Source organism: Pseudidiomarina gelatinasegens (assembly GCF_004025325.1).
GTDB lineage: Bacteria > Pseudomonadota > Gammaproteobacteria > Enterobacterales > Alteromonadaceae > Pseudidiomarina > Pseudidiomarina gelatinasegens.
Genome location: NZ_RSFE01000001.1, coordinates 31,961 through 44,992, shown reverse-complemented (window position 1 = coordinate 44,992; position 13,032 = coordinate 31,961). Strand labels below are relative to the sequence as shown.

Annotated in this window: 16 protein-coding genes and 1 other RNA gene; 15 read left to right on the top strand and 2 right to left on the bottom strand. The window is 46.7% G+C overall.

The window, feature by feature from the left end; genetic code table 11:
• Positions 1-1,116, bottom strand: a complete 1,116-nt coding sequence (locus EGC76_RS00250; protein ID WP_128351024.1) for a methyltransferase — start codon at positions 1,114-1,116, stop codon at positions 1-3.
• Between the two features lie 199 nt (positions 1,117-1,315).
• On the opposite strand from EGC76_RS00250, the gene EGC76_RS00245 reads away from it, so the two are divergent.
• From EGC76_RS00245 to EGC76_RS00230, 4 genes are all read left to right on the top strand, one after another.
• The gene (locus tag EGC76_RS00245) at positions 1,316-2,407 is read left to right on the top strand and encodes a ketoacyl-ACP synthase III (RefSeq protein WP_128351023.1); all 1,092 of its coding nucleotides are present in this window, start codon (positions 1,316-1,318) and stop codon (positions 2,405-2,407) included.
• Positions 2,400-3,146: an enoyl-CoA hydratase/isomerase family protein gene (locus EGC76_RS00240; protein WP_128351022.1), complete on the top strand. Its 747-nt coding sequence runs from the start codon at positions 2,400-2,402 to the stop codon at positions 3,144-3,146. The genes EGC76_RS00245 and EGC76_RS00240 overlap by 8 nt, the downstream gene beginning before the upstream one ends.
• Before the next feature lie 88 nt (positions 3,147-3,234).
• An RNA gene (gene ffs / locus EGC76_RS00235) (signal recognition particle sRNA small type) lies at positions 3,235-3,332 on the top strand.
• A gap of 259 nt (positions 3,333-3,591) precedes the next feature.
• Positions 3,592-4,686, top strand: coding sequence for a tryptophan 2,3-dioxygenase family protein (locus tag EGC76_RS00230; protein ID WP_128351021.1), 1,095 nt, complete (start codon positions 3,592-3,594; stop codon positions 4,684-4,686).
• Here the strand turns inward: EGC76_RS00230 and priC are convergent, their stop codons facing one another.
• Positions 4,687-4,977 (bottom strand): primosomal replication protein PriC, encoded by a 291-nt coding sequence (gene priC, locus EGC76_RS00225; RefSeq protein WP_128351020.1) that lies wholly within the window; start codon positions 4,975-4,977, stop codon positions 4,687-4,689.
• Positions 4,978-5,338: 361 nt separating this feature from the next.
• Here priC and EGC76_RS00220 point away from each other — a divergent pair, with 361 nt between their 5' ends.
• The 11 genes from EGC76_RS00220 to EGC76_RS00175 all read left to right on the top strand — a co-directional run bounded on the left by EGC76_RS00220 (position 5,339) and on the right by EGC76_RS00175 (position 13,027).
• A complete protein-coding gene (locus EGC76_RS00220; RefSeq protein ID WP_128351019.1) occupies positions 5,339-6,121 on the top strand; it encodes a DUF3450 domain-containing protein in 783 nt (260 codons plus the stop codon).
• On the top strand, positions 6,118-7,479 hold the full coding sequence (locus tag EGC76_RS00215) for a MotA/TolQ/ExbB proton channel family protein (RefSeq protein WP_128351018.1): 1,362 nt from the start codon (positions 6,118-6,120) through the stop codon (positions 7,477-7,479). The genes EGC76_RS00220 and EGC76_RS00215 overlap by 4 nt, the downstream gene beginning before the upstream one ends.
• 4 nt (positions 7,480-7,483) lie before the next feature.
• On the top strand, positions 7,484-8,008 hold the full coding sequence (locus EGC76_RS00210) for a MotA/TolQ/ExbB proton channel family protein (protein WP_128351017.1): 525 nt from the start codon (positions 7,484-7,486) through the stop codon (positions 8,006-8,008).
• Positions 8,009-8,020: 12 nt separating this feature from the next.
• Entirely contained in the window at positions 8,021-8,422 is a 402-nt protein-coding gene (locus tag EGC76_RS00205; RefSeq protein WP_092855554.1) for an ExbD/TolR family protein, read from the top strand.
• A 1-nt stretch (position 8,423) separates the two neighbouring features.
• The gene (locus tag EGC76_RS00200) at positions 8,424-9,035 is read left to right on the top strand and encodes an energy transducer TonB (RefSeq protein ID WP_128351016.1); all 612 of its coding nucleotides are present in this window, start codon (positions 8,424-8,426) and stop codon (positions 9,033-9,035) included.
• Between the two features lie 3 nt (positions 9,036-9,038).
• Entirely contained in the window at positions 9,039-10,346 is a 1,308-nt protein-coding gene (locus tag EGC76_RS00195; protein WP_246013856.1) for a tetratricopeptide repeat protein, read from the top strand.
• A gap of 148 nt (positions 10,347-10,494) precedes the next feature.
• The gene (locus tag EGC76_RS00190) at positions 10,495-10,875 is read left to right on the top strand and encodes an HvfA family oxazolone/thioamide-modified RiPP metallophore (RefSeq protein WP_128351015.1); all 381 of its coding nucleotides are present in this window, start codon (positions 10,495-10,497) and stop codon (positions 10,873-10,875) included.
• Positions 10,863-11,666, top strand: coding sequence for an HvfB family MNIO-type RiPP peptide maturase (locus tag EGC76_RS00185; protein ID WP_128351014.1), 804 nt, complete (start codon positions 10,863-10,865; stop codon positions 11,664-11,666). Before EGC76_RS00190 ends, EGC76_RS00185 begins: the two co-directional genes overlap by 13 nt.
• 8 nt (positions 11,667-11,674) lie before the next feature.
• A complete protein-coding gene (locus tag EGC76_RS00180) occupies positions 11,675-12,436 on the top strand; it encodes an HvfC family RiPP maturation protein (RefSeq protein WP_128351013.1) in 762 nt (253 codons plus the stop codon).
• A gap of 45 nt (positions 12,437-12,481) precedes the next feature.
• Positions 12,482-12,607 carry a hypothetical protein gene (locus tag EGC76_RS12020; RefSeq protein ID WP_281277708.1) on the top strand — a complete coding sequence of 42 codons (126 nt, stop codon included), beginning with the start codon at positions 12,482-12,484 and terminating at the stop codon, positions 12,605-12,607.
• 24 nt (positions 12,608-12,631) lie between these two features.
• Positions 12,632-13,027: a response regulator gene (locus EGC76_RS00175; RefSeq protein WP_128351012.1), complete on the top strand. Its 396-nt coding sequence runs from the start codon at positions 12,632-12,634 to the stop codon at positions 13,025-13,027.
• Positions 13,028-13,032: the final 5 nt, after the last annotated feature.

The following is a 13,032-nucleotide window of genomic DNA, read 5'->3' as shown; positions in this document are numbered from 1 at the left end:
TTAACCCCGAGCCTTAAAAATCACGAATTTACTGTTTTGTGCCACTTGGTGCACAGACTTAAACAAGCGCTTTAGCGGTTGATAATACGGTAGATGACGGTTTGCCACTACCCAAAGTTCCCCACCTTTACGCAAAACTCGCTTACTGTCGCGAAACATTTGGCGTGCAATGTGTTCAGTCACAGCGTGTTCTTGGTGGAAGGGCGGGTTACATACTATCAGGTCAGCACTTTGATCGGCGCTGTGCGCCAAGCAATCGTCAACCTCCGCTTGATATTGATTGGCAGCCGCGCTGGGCAGATTTGTTTTAATGTTGCGTAACGTGGAAGCAATGGCCAGGAAAGATTCATCAACCCATGTCACCTTACTGCTTGGTGAAAGGCGCGCGTAATGTAAGCCAAGCACACCATTGCCACAGCCAAGATCAATTGCGTGTTCTACACCCGCTGCGGGCATGTGCTCAAGTAAAAAGCGTGCGCCAATATCCAATTGATTGCGGGCAAATACACCGGCATGGTGGTGTAGGGTTAACTGAAACTCAGGTAACTCCCAACTACTCATAAAGCGCTCTGGGTCAAGCGCTACGGAGCGCATTTTAGCACTGACAGTGCGGCATTTTTTTTGGATTAACGATACGTCAACATCACTACAATATTGCTCAAACAAGCTGCGCACCGCTGGTGTCAGTAATTTGCTTTTGGCTGCTGCAAATAGCTGAGTACTTTCAGGCAGTTCTGCGGCTAGCTTTGCCAGCTGAAACTCAAGCAAGCTTAAGCTTTTTGGAATCTTAAGGTACACCACATCAGTAGTATCGGGCAGGGTATCCAGTGGTGAGATTGCCGTGAGCGTTTCAGGTAAATTATTATGTCGCAGGTTGTGGTGCCATGCGCAATGGCTCACGTATGAGTCGCTCAGGCTGGTAACATCGAGCCCCGCAAAAGGCACTAGAAGCGCGCCCCATTGATCGTTAATGAGCAGTGGGCGTTGGTCATCGCGCTGCGCAATAATCTGATGTAACAATTCATCAGCTGCATCCCAGGCTTGCAGGGTATCTGCAGTGCGTGGGGGAAAACGATTTAGTTGCCAAGTGCCGGCAGGGCTATGTAGTGTTGTCATTTGCTCGTTGGTCGTTAATCGTTATTGGTTATTGGTTATTGGTTATTGGTTATTAGTGTCTATGTTTTTGCGAACAACGACAAGCGCAGCGATCGAATAACGAACAACGGTTTTACTCTTTTGAATTGGTCGGACATTTCAGACGGAAACATTCGTGCTATGATAGCGAAAAACGACCCGTGACTATAGGTTTTAACACGTGAAAAAATATGCAGAAATAACCGGCTGGGGTAAGTGTTTACCGCCTGCTGTGATGACCAACGATGATTTAGCAACCTTTTTAGAAACTTCTGATGAGTGGATTCGTAGCCGTACCGGCATCGAAGAACGCCGTGTCAGTGAAGTCGGCACCTCCAAATTAGCCACAGTTGCAGCACGCAATGCGCTGGCCGCTGCTGGCCTTGATGCAAACGACATCGATCTTATTATTGTTGGCACCTGCACACCGGATGAAATTATTCCAAATGTTGCGTCAGCGGTACAACGCGATTTAGGCAACAAACATGCTGCCGCGTTTGACTTGAATGCTGCATGTAGCAGCTTTTTATACGGAATGCATTTTGCTACACAAGCTATTCGTACAGGCGCGCACAAAAAAGTACTGATTATTGGTGCCGAACGTCTGACTCGAATTTTAGACTGGACCAAGCGCGAAAGTGCAGTGCTGTTTGGCGATGGCGCTGGTGCTATGGTGCTTGAAGCCAGTGATCAAGAATCTGGCTTGCTGGCATCACACGTTACTTGTGACGCCGATGCGCGCGACGTTTTAGCACTCGAATTTGGCATGAGTTTCGACCGTTTTGGCTTTGATGGAATTATGCCGTTTAACTTTATTGGTCAGGAAATCTTCAAGCGTGCTGTAAAAGGTATGAACACAGCCGTTGAAAAGGTTTTTGAAGAAACGGGCTTAACCACAGACGACATTGATTCACTGATTCCACATCAAGCAAATAAACGGCTAATCGATTATCTTGCGAAGATGTGTAACGTACCTGAAGAAAAAACCGTTATTAATATTCAAAAATACGGAAACACCTCGTCTGCAACCTTACCAATAGCGTTTTGTGAAGCGGTTGAACAAGGCATTGTTAAGCCGGGTGACACCATTGTATCTGCGGTATTTGGCGGCGGCTTAACCTGTGGTGCTGGTATTATCAAATGGGGCCAACGGGTAACACCATTGCGTGACAATACCGAAACCTTGCCGAGTAATGGTAAATCTGCATTGGATTTGATTGTACCTTTATATGAAGGCACCAAAGCAGCATGGGAAAAACGTGGCGATGAGTAACTTGGTCAAAGAAGAAGTTCGTAATAATGTGCTTTGGCTGACTTTAGCGCGCCCGGAAAAGAAGAACGCGTTAACCTCAGACATGTACACCGCGTTGAATGCAGCATTGCAGGCCGCTGATCGTGACGGCAAAATTGCGGCAGTGGTATTGACGGGGGAAGGAGACAGTTTTACCGCTGGTAACGATCTTCATGACTTTCTAGCGATTGAAGACCTTGATGATAGTGCACCGCCGTTTGAGTTTCTTTATACCTTAAGCCGCCTAAGTGTACCTTTGGTAGCTGGTGTGAATGGGTTAGCCATAGGCATTGGCACGACCATTTTACTGCATTGTGATTTGGTTTATGCCAGCACAGATGCGGTATTCGCCTTGCCTTTTATAAATCTTGGCTTAGTTCCTGAAGCCGCTTCGAGTTTGCTGTTACCGCAACAATGTGGTCATCTGCGGGCTTCGGAGTTGCTGCTACTTGGTGAGAATTTTGATGCCAGTGCGGCACTAGCTTATGGTTTGGTCAATAAAGTTGTTGCGCCAGAAGAGCTAAACAATACCCTTGAACAAGTAGCGCAAGCTTTGGCTAGCAAACCGCATGGCGGATTACGTGCAGCCAAAAAATTAATTAAGCAGCCGGCAGAGCCGGTTGCCGACAGAATAGAGCGCGAAGCGAAGATTTTTGCTCGCGCACTGAGTTCAGATGCGGCTCGCAAAGCAATATCTGAGCGCTTAAATCGCAAAAAATAACCATATCCGCTTAAATTCTCAGCAGTCAGTTGCACTTACCTTGCGAGTGCGCTGCCTTTAAGGGATAATGCCGCCGTTATGGTGACCTCATTGGTCCCCCCGCAACACTAACTGGTGAACTCGGTCAGGCCCGGAAGGGAGCAGCCGTAGTCAGGGATGTGGGTGCCGGGGTGCTGGCTGGTGAGGTCGCCACCCATCTTTTAAGAGCGTTATTCGTGCGCTTCGCTTTTCGTCCGTTCACTTCGTTCTCTGTTCGTCTGCTTCGCTTTTCGTTAAAAGCGTTATTCGTTATTCGTTATTCGATCGCTTCGCTTGTCGTTATTCGAAAAAACCGACACACTAAAGCAAAGGCGTTATTCGAATAACCAATAACGATTAACGATTAACGAATAACCAACAGCGCAGCGCACGAACAGCGAAGCGTACGAACAACGAGAATCTCCCCATGCCTAAGAATGTGAAGCCGGTATATTACGGTGACTACCTAAAGCTCGATAAGTTATTAGACGCGCAACAGCCACATAGCAAAATGTATGGGCCAGAAGCCCATGACGAAATGCTCTTCATCATTGTGCATCAAGTGTATGAACTCTGGTTCAAGCAGGTGTTGCACGAATTACGCGCAATTCATAAAGAATTTAGCCAAGAACAACTCGATGACCGTGCATTACAACTTGTTGCGCATCGACTTCGTCGCATTTTAACGATTCAAGATTTAATGAATGATCAGGTGGGCGTGATTGAAACCATGACCCCGCAGGAGTTCCTTGAATTCCGCGATTATTTGGTGCCAGCATCAGGCTTTCAAAGCATTCAATTTAAGGAGCTTGAGATTATCCTCGGGCTCACCCGCAATACGCGCATCGCATTCGACCAGCAGTCCTTCTATAACCGCCTTAATGACGAGCATCGCGCCTATTTGGAAGAATTAGAGCAGCATCCGAATTTGTTTGATCGCGTGGATGAATGGCTCTCTCGCATGCCGTTTTTGCAGTTTGAAGACTTCAGCTTTTGGGAAGTTTATCAGGCAGCAGTGAAGCGTTCGCTGGATCACGATGAAGAAATCATTCGACAAAATGCTGCGGATGAAAAGCAGTTGGAGACCGAATTAGCTGGTCTGCAAGCGAATCGGGAGAATTTTTCAGCACTGTTTGATAACGAAAGTTATAAAGCGCTACAAGAAGATAACCGGGTACGTCTTTCGCAAAAAGCCATGTTAAGTGCGCTATTTATTACGCAATATCGCGAAGAACCAGCGTTTCATCTTGCCCATCAAGTTATTACGTCGCTGGCCGAGATGGATGAGAAGCTCACAATTTGGCGTTATAAACATGCAATGATGGTGCAGCGTATGCTAGGTACAAAAATAGGTACGGGTGGGTCGTCAGGGCATGATTATCTGCGCCGCACAACAGAACAAAATAGGGTGTTTAAAGACTTCTTCGCCATGGCTACTTACTTGTTACCGAAAAGCGCGTTACCGCAACTGCCTGAATCTGTGCGCAAAGCATTAGGTTTTTATTTTCGACATGAATCATGATTATAAGCGTTGTTCATGCCAGCGTACTGCCTGATGTAAGGCGCTGAGCTGGTGCGCTACCCGTTCCGACAACCACTGGCTACGCGCCGTGGTTGTTGGGTTGGTTAAACTACGAAGGTGTTGACGCAATTCGCTAATATAGTCAGCTGGCGTGGTTGCATCTTGGCTGAATAACTGTGAGTCAAACCAATCCGAAAACTGTTCCTCATTGATATTCAAACGTTTTATGCGCTGTTCAAGCGCATTTATTTCGGCTTCGATGCGCTCTTTTAATGTAGGGTTTAATGTCATTGGTGCGCGGCTTCGGTTTTGGCGTATAATTGCGTTGAGTCTACCGCATTCTTCTGGGCACGCCCAACTGAACTTTTCGGGAATAAGTTAGCTCTAATAGTTATGCATAAATAAAGTGCTTTTATGCACTACTGTTAATATACTGTAAACGAGATTTTAACTGCATTTAGTGTAATTTTATACCGCTTTCGGTAGTTGACATTGTCGCGCCGATCGTGGGAGTATTAATTCATTATTACCGCAGAATTACACGCGGTAATAGCTGCAAGTGTTGATTAAACTCTTTTCGTCACTCAAATAACTGGGAGGCTGGCGACTTAGTGTCGTTGAGCTTAAAGTTAAGTCAAATTGGTTGGGAACTATGGCCAAAGTAATCAATAAAAGCAAAATTGCTGCAGCCCTAGTCGGGATGTACGTAATTGCAGGTAGCACGACAGTAGCTGCCCAAGACGTTTCTTCGCTACAAAACGAAGAAGCTAAAATTCACACCGCTGATAAGCGGTCTCAGCAAAAAATCGATTCTTTGTTCGAACAGAGCCAAGAGTTGTTATATGAGTACCGTGCAGTTGTAGACGAATACGAAAACTTAAAAGTTTACAATGATCACGTTCAGCGTTTAGTTGATGATCAAAATGCATCACTGGCTTCTCTACAGCGCCAGATCGACGGCATCGAAGCAACCAAGCAAGGCGTGGTTCCTTTAATGTACAACATGATCGACGCTTTGGAGCAGTTTGTGGAGCTGGATCTTCCAATTCACAAAGAGCGCCGTTTGGCTCGTGTTGAGCGTTTACGCGACATCATGAGTGACTCAAACGTAACGACTTCTGAGCAGTTCCGTCAGATCACTGAAGCTTATCAAGCTGAAATGGACTACGGCGCAGGTCTTATCGCATATGAAGGCAAGCTGCAATTCGAAGGTGAAGAAATCTCTGTAGACTTCTTCCACTTAGGTCGTGCAGCGCTTATGGCTCAATCTTTGGACCTGAAAAACGGTTGGATTTACAACAAAGAAAACAACACTTGGGAAGCTTTAGATGATGCTTACCTTGGTGCTTTGACCAAAGCGATTCGTATGGCGCGGAAACAAACCGCACCAGATCTGATTAAACTGCCTATCTATGCAGCGGAGCGTGCAGAATGAACAAACTAGTGAAATCTTTGCTGGTCGCAGCAGCATTCTCATTATCAGCTGGCGCGAGCTCTGCTTACGCGCAGGATAACGCGAAATCACTAGACCAATTACTTGACCTAGTGAAGCAAAATCGTGCGGCATCTCAGCGCATTAATGCTGAGCGTGAAGCCGAGTTCACTTCAGAGCGTGCTGACAAGCAAGCTTTGTTGAACCAAGCTCAACGTCAATTAGCAAACGAGCAAGCGCGCGGTGAACGCCTGCAAGCTGAGTTTGCTGAAAATGAAATCTCACTCGCGAACAAAGAACAAGAGCTGCAAAATGCACTTGGTACTTTGGGTGAAATCGTGGGTGTTGCACGTGGTGCAGCCAGTGACACAATCGGCCGTATCGCGACTTCAATCGTAAGCTCTCAGTATCCAGGTCGTGAAGACGTGTTGGAAACGATTGCTGAAGCGAAAGAAGTACCAACTATCGCAGAACTTGAAGAACTGTGGTTAGCTTGGTTAACAGAAATGAAAGAGTCAGGCCGAGTTGTTACTTTCAACAGTGACGTAACTCTGCTAGACGGTTCAAGCGAAAACCGTGACGTAACGCGTATTGGTGTATTTAACCTGATTTCACAGGGCGAATACTTCAACTACAACGACCAAGCTGAAGAAATTCAGCCGTTAGGTCGTCAGCCTGAAGGCTACGTGTTATCAACTGTTGAAGCGTTTGAAAGCACTGAATCTGGTTACGAAGGTTTATATATTGACCCAGCACGTGGTCAAATCCTGAACCTGGCAACTCAGAAAGCAACTCTCGAAGAGCGTTATCACCAAGGTGGTACAGTTGGTTACGTAATCACTGTTGCGCTTATCGTTGGTTTCTTGATTGCAATCTACAAGTTCATCACCTTAGGTTTGGAAGGTGCGAAGATGCGTTCACAGTTGCGTAATACTGAGAATCCATCTGACAAAAACGCACTTGGCCGTATCCTGAAGGTGTATCAAGAGAACAAAAATGCGGATACTGAAAACCTTGAACTGAAGCTTGACGAAGCTATCTTGCGTGAAACACCACGTATCGATGCCGGCGTTAACATCATCAAGATTTTGGCAGCTATCGCTCCGCTATTAGGTCTCTTGGGTACAGTTGTTGGTATGATCGGTACCTTCCAGTCCATCACATTGTTTGGTACTGGTGATCCGAAAATCATGGCGGGTGACATCTCAATGGCGTTGGTTACAACTGCATTGGGTCTGATTGCTGCACTGCCATTGATTCTTGTCCACGCGATTGTGGCAGGACGTGCTAAGTCTATCGTACACGTACTAGACGAGCAGGCTGCAGGTATCGTCGCCGCGCATGCGGAGAAGAAGGAGTAATCCTATGGTATACCTGATGGAGCTTTGGGAATCTATCAGGGATTTTCTGGGTACCGGTGGCGACGTATTATTCGTCGTCATGGGGGCGCTCTTCCTCATGTGGGTTCTCATGATCGAGCGCTTTTGGTTCCTTACCGGGGTGTTCCCGAAGATGAAGCAAGATATCATCGATCGTTGGAACGCCCGGGAAGATACCACCTCTTGGTACGCTCATAAAATCCGTGATGCATGGATTTCTGAAGCCAACGAAAAGCTAAATGCGCGTATATTGTTGATCAAAACCTGCGTTGCGATTTGTCCGTTAATCGGACTACTCGGTACTGTAACCGGTATGATTGCTGTATTTGAAATCATGGCGGTACAAGGTACTGGTAACCCACGCTTAATGGCGTCGGGTATTTCGATGGCGACTATCCCGACAATGGCGGGTATGGTTGCAGCATTGTCAGGAATGTTCTTTGCTTCTCGCCTTGAAACACGGGTGCGTCGAGCTAAAGAAAAATTGGTCGACAGTTTGCCACATCATTAAGAGAGAAGAATTATGGCACGTAAACGTTTTCGTGAAGAGGAAGATGCAGCGATCGATATGACGCCGATGCTCGACATCGTATTCATCATGTTGATCTTCTTCATCGTAACCACCTCTTTCGTAAAAGAAGCTGGTATTGACGTGAACAAGCCAGAAGCAAGTCAGGCAGAAAAGAAACCTTCTGCAAACATCTTCATCGCGATTCGTGCGAATGGCGAAGTGTGGATGGACAAGCGTATGGTTGATGTTGAACGCGTAGGCGCCAACATTGAACGTCTATTGGCAGAACAGCCAACTGATATCGTAGTGATTCAGGCGGACAAAGAAGCCAAGCATGGTGTTGTCGTTAAAGTCATGGATCAAATTAAGGAAGCGGGTATTGACAAGATATCCATAGCCGCAGAGGACGATTAATATGGTGCGCTTTATAGTATCAATACTATTAGGTGCTGCAGCTACGTTCCTTCTGTTCGCTTTCATGGCTTTTTTGATTAGCGGCGGTGAGGGACGTAACGAAGGTCCACCACCGACTGCACCGATTGAACTCGTAACAACGCCACCGGATTCGGATGTGGATCAGCGTCGTCGTACGCCACCACCACCTCCGCCTCCGCCTCAGCAACCGCCTGAGACTCCGCCAAACGAGCCTGATACGTCAGACTCTGATGGTATGAATCTTGACCTCGGTTTTGATGTCGATGTCGGTGGTACTGATACCGGCCTTAACGCTGGTGGTTTAGCGGTTCGAGATGGCGAAGCAACACCAATAGTTCGTATCAACCCGCGCTATCCACCTGCAGCTGCACGTGATGGTATTCAGGGTTGGGTGCAATTGCGCTTCACGATTGACGAAGCCGGCGGTGTAACTGATGTCGAAGTTATTGACTCAGAACCACGTCGTGTATTCGACCAGGAAGCTCGTCGCGCGCTGTTGCGTTGGAAATATAAGCCGAAAGTAGTTGATGGCAAGCCTGTACGTCAGACTGGCCAGACTGTTCAGCTTGATTTCACGTTGGATCAGGAGTAATCGATGATGCACAAAAAACTCACAACATTACTTAGTGCGAGTGTATTGTGTACTGTGATGGCAGTCGCATCTGCGCCTGCTGCTTCACAAGAAATCAATTACAACTTGCCTTCTGCGGAAGCTGTGGAAGCAGCCAAGCAGAGCCGACGTAATCAAACGGTAAGCGAACGAGTTGGTCGTCGCCTGATGACTGCACTTGATCTGTATACCGAGGAAGAAGATACAAAAGGCGCTATTGCTATCTTGGAAGAAATTAACCCAAGTAGTGAATTTGATACCGCCTATTTGAATCGTTTTCTTGGTAACTTGTATGCCGCAGACAACCAAGTTGAGAAAGCTTTTGACCTGGTCAAAAAAGCTGCTGATGCAGACGTTCTCGGCTTTGGTGACCAATCTCTGGTACTAAAGTTAACCGCCGACCTTGCGCTTCAGTCTGAAGAGTATCGTACAGCGTTAACCTACTACGGGCGTTGGTTGCAGTTTACTGGTGAAGCTGATCCGGATGTGTTTTTGCGTATTGCTAATGCTTATTATGAGCTGAAGCAATTTGAAAAGATTGTTCGCCCTGCTGATTTAGCTATTGCAGCTTATGAAGCCGAAGGCGAATTCAACAAAAACCCATACGTATTGAAAGTTGCCGCGTATTACGAAACTGAAAACTACCGCGAAGCGATTAAGGTACTTGAAGTCGGTTTGAACAAACTACCAACTGAAAAAGTTTGGTGGAGTCAGCTAGGTATGTTGTACATGCTGACTGAGCAAATTGACAAGGCCTTGCAAACGTTAGAAATCTCGTACTTGGCAGGTTACATGGACAAAGAAAGCCAGATAAAGGCGCTTATCCAACTTTATGCCAACTCACGGATTCCTTACAAAGCAGCGACGCTTATGGTGAAACACTTAAATGCGGGCGATATTGAAAAAACCGCACGTAATTATCAAAGTGCCGCCAGTAGTTTTGAGCAAGCTCGTGAGTATTCGCAAGCAGCCGCAATGTACGGTCTCTCTGCTGAATTGCAGGAAACTCAAGAAGACAAAGCTGAGTTCTATCGTCGCCAAGGTACTGCGTACCTGCGTGCCGAAGAGTACTCGAAAGCAGCTGATTCGTTCTTGAGAGCGCTAGATTTAGGCATCGAGGAAGAAGGTCGTGTCTATATGTCACTGACCGAAGCTTACTTCTATGACAACAACTTCCGCGAAGCGCTGAAGTCGGTTCAAGAAGCTAAGAAATCGAGTGGCCAGCGTCGCAACGCAGTTAGCTGGGAACAGTATATTCGCCAAAAAGCGTCTAATCGTGGCGTATCGCTTTAATTAGCGTCGAACACACCACAAATAAAGAAATTGTAAAACCCCGCTTTTTTGCGGGGTTTTTTGTTTTTGGTGAACTATTCTTATTGAAGACACGTTTCTATAGAAAGTGTTAGTCTAGTTAGACATAACAAACCAAGAGGAAAAAATCATGAAAGCCATGAAAAAATCAGTATCAGTTGCAGTAGGTGCATTATTGGTAAGCGCAGCGGGCGCAACAGCGTCTGCGTCAGCGAATCCATTTGGTTATGCTGAACTCGCTGGTGGCTATCAACAAGAACAGCAGCAACAACAAGAAATGCGTTGTGGCGCCGATAAAGATAAAGCCAAAATGCAAGAAGAAGGCAAGTGTGGCGAAAAAGCCAAAGAAAAAGCCAAAATGAAAGAAGAAGGTAAGTGCGGCGAAGGCAAATGCGGTGAAGGCAAATGCGGCGGCGACAAAGCCAAAGAAAAGGCTGCTGAAAAAGCCAAAATGAAAGAAGAAGGTAAGTGTGGCGAAGGCAAATGCGGTGAAGGGAAGTGCGGCGCATAGTAGGTCTTGGCTTACGGCGGGAGTTTTTGCAGGACGTATTGCAACAAACGCCCGCCGTTGATTTTTGGGAACTTGCTCCAGAGAACTGGCTCGATCGCGGTTATGAAGCCACGTATCAGCTCGATCGTATACGTGAACAGTACCCAATTAGTTGTCACGGCTTGTCACTCTCAATTGGCAGCCCTGATCCGCTGGACGAAAAATTTGTTCTTCGGGTTAAGGAGTTTCTTGATCGCTTCAAAATTGAGCGTTATAGCGAGCACCTGAGCTACTGTTCGGCACAGGGGCATCTGTATGACCTGCTACCCATTCCATTCAGTGAAGACGCGGCTGATTATGTGGCGGGACGCGTTCGTCGTGTACAAGAGCTTATTGAGCGGCCTTTAGTGCTTGAAAACGTTTCCTACTACACGCCAGCAGCGACAGATATCTCCGAGTTGGAGTTTATTAACCGCGTGTTGGATAAGTCGGATTGCGAGCTATTACTGGACGTGAACAACGTGTTCGTGAATAGCGTAAACCATAATTATGACCCGCACGAATTCATCCGCGGTTTACCAACCGAAAGAATCACCTATGGGCATATAGCCGGCCACTTTGAAGAGGCGCCGGACTTATTAATTGATACCCATGGCGCCGATATCCGACAGGAAGTGTTCGACTTAATGAACTATGCATATCAACAGCACGGTGAATTTCCGATGTTGCTTGAGCGTGATTTTAATGTGCCGCCGCTCGCTACCTTGTTGCAAGAAGTGAACGCTGTAAAGGCGGTAGCTGCGAAGGCTTAAACCCAGTTATGTCTGACTTTAAACGTATTCAACTTCAGTGGGCTGCGTGGCTTCGAGAGCCCAATTCAGCTGCGCCGCCTGCGGCCGAGCAAAGGCGCCTAGCTGTTTATCAGCGCTTGGTTCGCAATAATATAGATGGATTTATTGCGCGGGGCTTTCCGGTGTTAAAATCAGTATTAAGCGCGCAACACTGGCAGCTTTTGGTCGACGATTTTATTGCAAAACACCAAGCGACATCGCCGCTGTTTGCTGAAATTGGTACCGAGTTTGTGACCTTTATTTCCAACTACGAAGCCTCGTGGCTACCGCCATTCTGCTATCAATTGGCGGTTTACGAGAGAATGGAGCTTGATGCTTACCATTTTTCGGAAACGTGTCGTGCAGCGCCCACCTCGCGCGCTATTGAGGAACTTACTTGGCGCGTGAACCCATCGTTAACGTGGCACGCATTTGATTATCCGGTGCACACTATCGCGGCTGACGCTATTCCGGACGAACCTCTTGCAACGCCTATTTTTTTAGCCGTTTATCGGGTTGATGAAGGCGCGGAACTGTACTTCACTTCACGTGTCAAATTCATGCAACTTAATCCAGTTACAATGTTGCTAGTGGACTATTTACAGCAGCACCCCAGCCAGAGCTTGGCAGAAATAGCTGAAGCATTGGCACAGCAATTACCACAATTTGACCAGTCGCAGCTATATCAAGGTCTGGTAAATACGGTTCCGGATTTATACCAAAGAGCCATGTTGTTCCCATCGGCCAATTAAAGTATGATCCGCACCGCAAAATATTAGTCAGTGAGGATGTATTTTATGGCACATGATCAAAACTTCCGTGATGAATCGGGCGTAAAAATGGGCTGGCTTGCAGTAGTTGTATTCGTTGCAGTTCCAGTGTTACCTGCGGTACTCGCATGGTACAAATTCTTTTCAGCGTAAGCTGTTACGTTAAAAAGGCACGTTATGTCACTTCAATTATTGCTGGTTGAGGATAAGCCAGCGACGCGGGATCAACTTGTTCAAATTATCGAACAAAGCCCGTTTACGATAAGTTGCGCCAATGATGGCCTTGACGGCTTAAATCGTAGTAAAAATCATCATTTTGATGTGGTATTGGTTGATCATAAAATGCCCTTAATGGATGGCTTGTCTTTAATAAAGAGCCTGCGCCAAATAGAGCAATATCAACAAACCCCTATTATATTGATGACCACACAAGATGCATCGCAAGTGCAGCCGCTAGCTGACAAAGCGGGCGCGAACTTGTGCCTTCCAAAACCTGTTGATGCAAAACGCTTGCTTGGTTTGTTAACTGACTTAGCGGCAGCTACAGGTGAACCACAACAGACAACTGCCTGAGACAT

What these genes read in the sequence shown, in the direction of transcription:
- EGC76_RS00220 (WP_128351019.1), top strand. Translation starts at nt 5,339, where the DNA reads ATGGCCAAAGTAATCAATAAAAGCAAAATTGCTGCAGCCCTAGTCGGG.
- EGC76_RS00195 (WP_246013856.1), top strand. Translation starts at nt 9,039, where the DNA reads ATGATGCACAAAAAACTCACAACATTACTTAGTGCGAGTGTATTGTGT.
- EGC76_RS00200 (WP_128351016.1), top strand. Translation starts at nt 8,424, where the DNA reads ATGGTGCGCTTTATAGTATCAATACTATTAGGTGCTGCAGCTACGTTC.
- EGC76_RS00180 (WP_128351013.1), top strand. Translation starts at nt 11,675, where the DNA reads ATGTCTGACTTTAAACGTATTCAACTTCAGTGGGCTGCGTGGCTTCGA.
- EGC76_RS00210 (WP_128351017.1), top strand. Translation starts at nt 7,484, where the DNA reads ATGGTATACCTGATGGAGCTTTGGGAATCTATCAGGGATTTTCTGGGT.
- priC (WP_128351020.1), bottom strand. Translation starts at nt 4,977, where the DNA reads ATGACATTAAACCCTACATTAAAAGAGCGCATCGAAGCCGAAATAAAT.
- EGC76_RS00230 (WP_128351021.1), top strand. Translation starts at nt 3,592, where the DNA reads ATGCCTAAGAATGTGAAGCCGGTATATTACGGTGACTACCTAAAGCTC.
- EGC76_RS00215 (WP_128351018.1), top strand. Translation starts at nt 6,118, where the DNA reads ATGAACAAACTAGTGAAATCTTTGCTGGTCGCAGCAGCATTCTCATTA.
- EGC76_RS00175 (WP_128351012.1), top strand. Translation starts at nt 12,632, where the DNA reads ATGTCACTTCAATTATTGCTGGTTGAGGATAAGCCAGCGACGCGGGAT.
- EGC76_RS00190 (WP_128351015.1), top strand. Translation starts at nt 10,495, where the DNA reads ATGAAAGCCATGAAAAAATCAGTATCAGTTGCAGTAGGTGCATTATTG.
- EGC76_RS00240 (WP_128351022.1), top strand. Translation starts at nt 2,400, where the DNA reads ATGAGTAACTTGGTCAAAGAAGAAGTTCGTAATAATGTGCTTTGGCTG.
- EGC76_RS12020 (WP_281277708.1), top strand. Translation starts at nt 12,482, where the DNA reads ATGGCACATGATCAAAACTTCCGTGATGAATCGGGCGTAAAAATGGGC.
- EGC76_RS00205 (WP_092855554.1), top strand. Translation starts at nt 8,021, where the DNA reads ATGGCACGTAAACGTTTTCGTGAAGAGGAAGATGCAGCGATCGATATG.
- EGC76_RS00250 (WP_128351024.1), bottom strand. Translation starts at nt 1,116, where the DNA reads ATGACAACACTACATAGCCCTGCCGGCACTTGGCAACTAAATCGTTTT.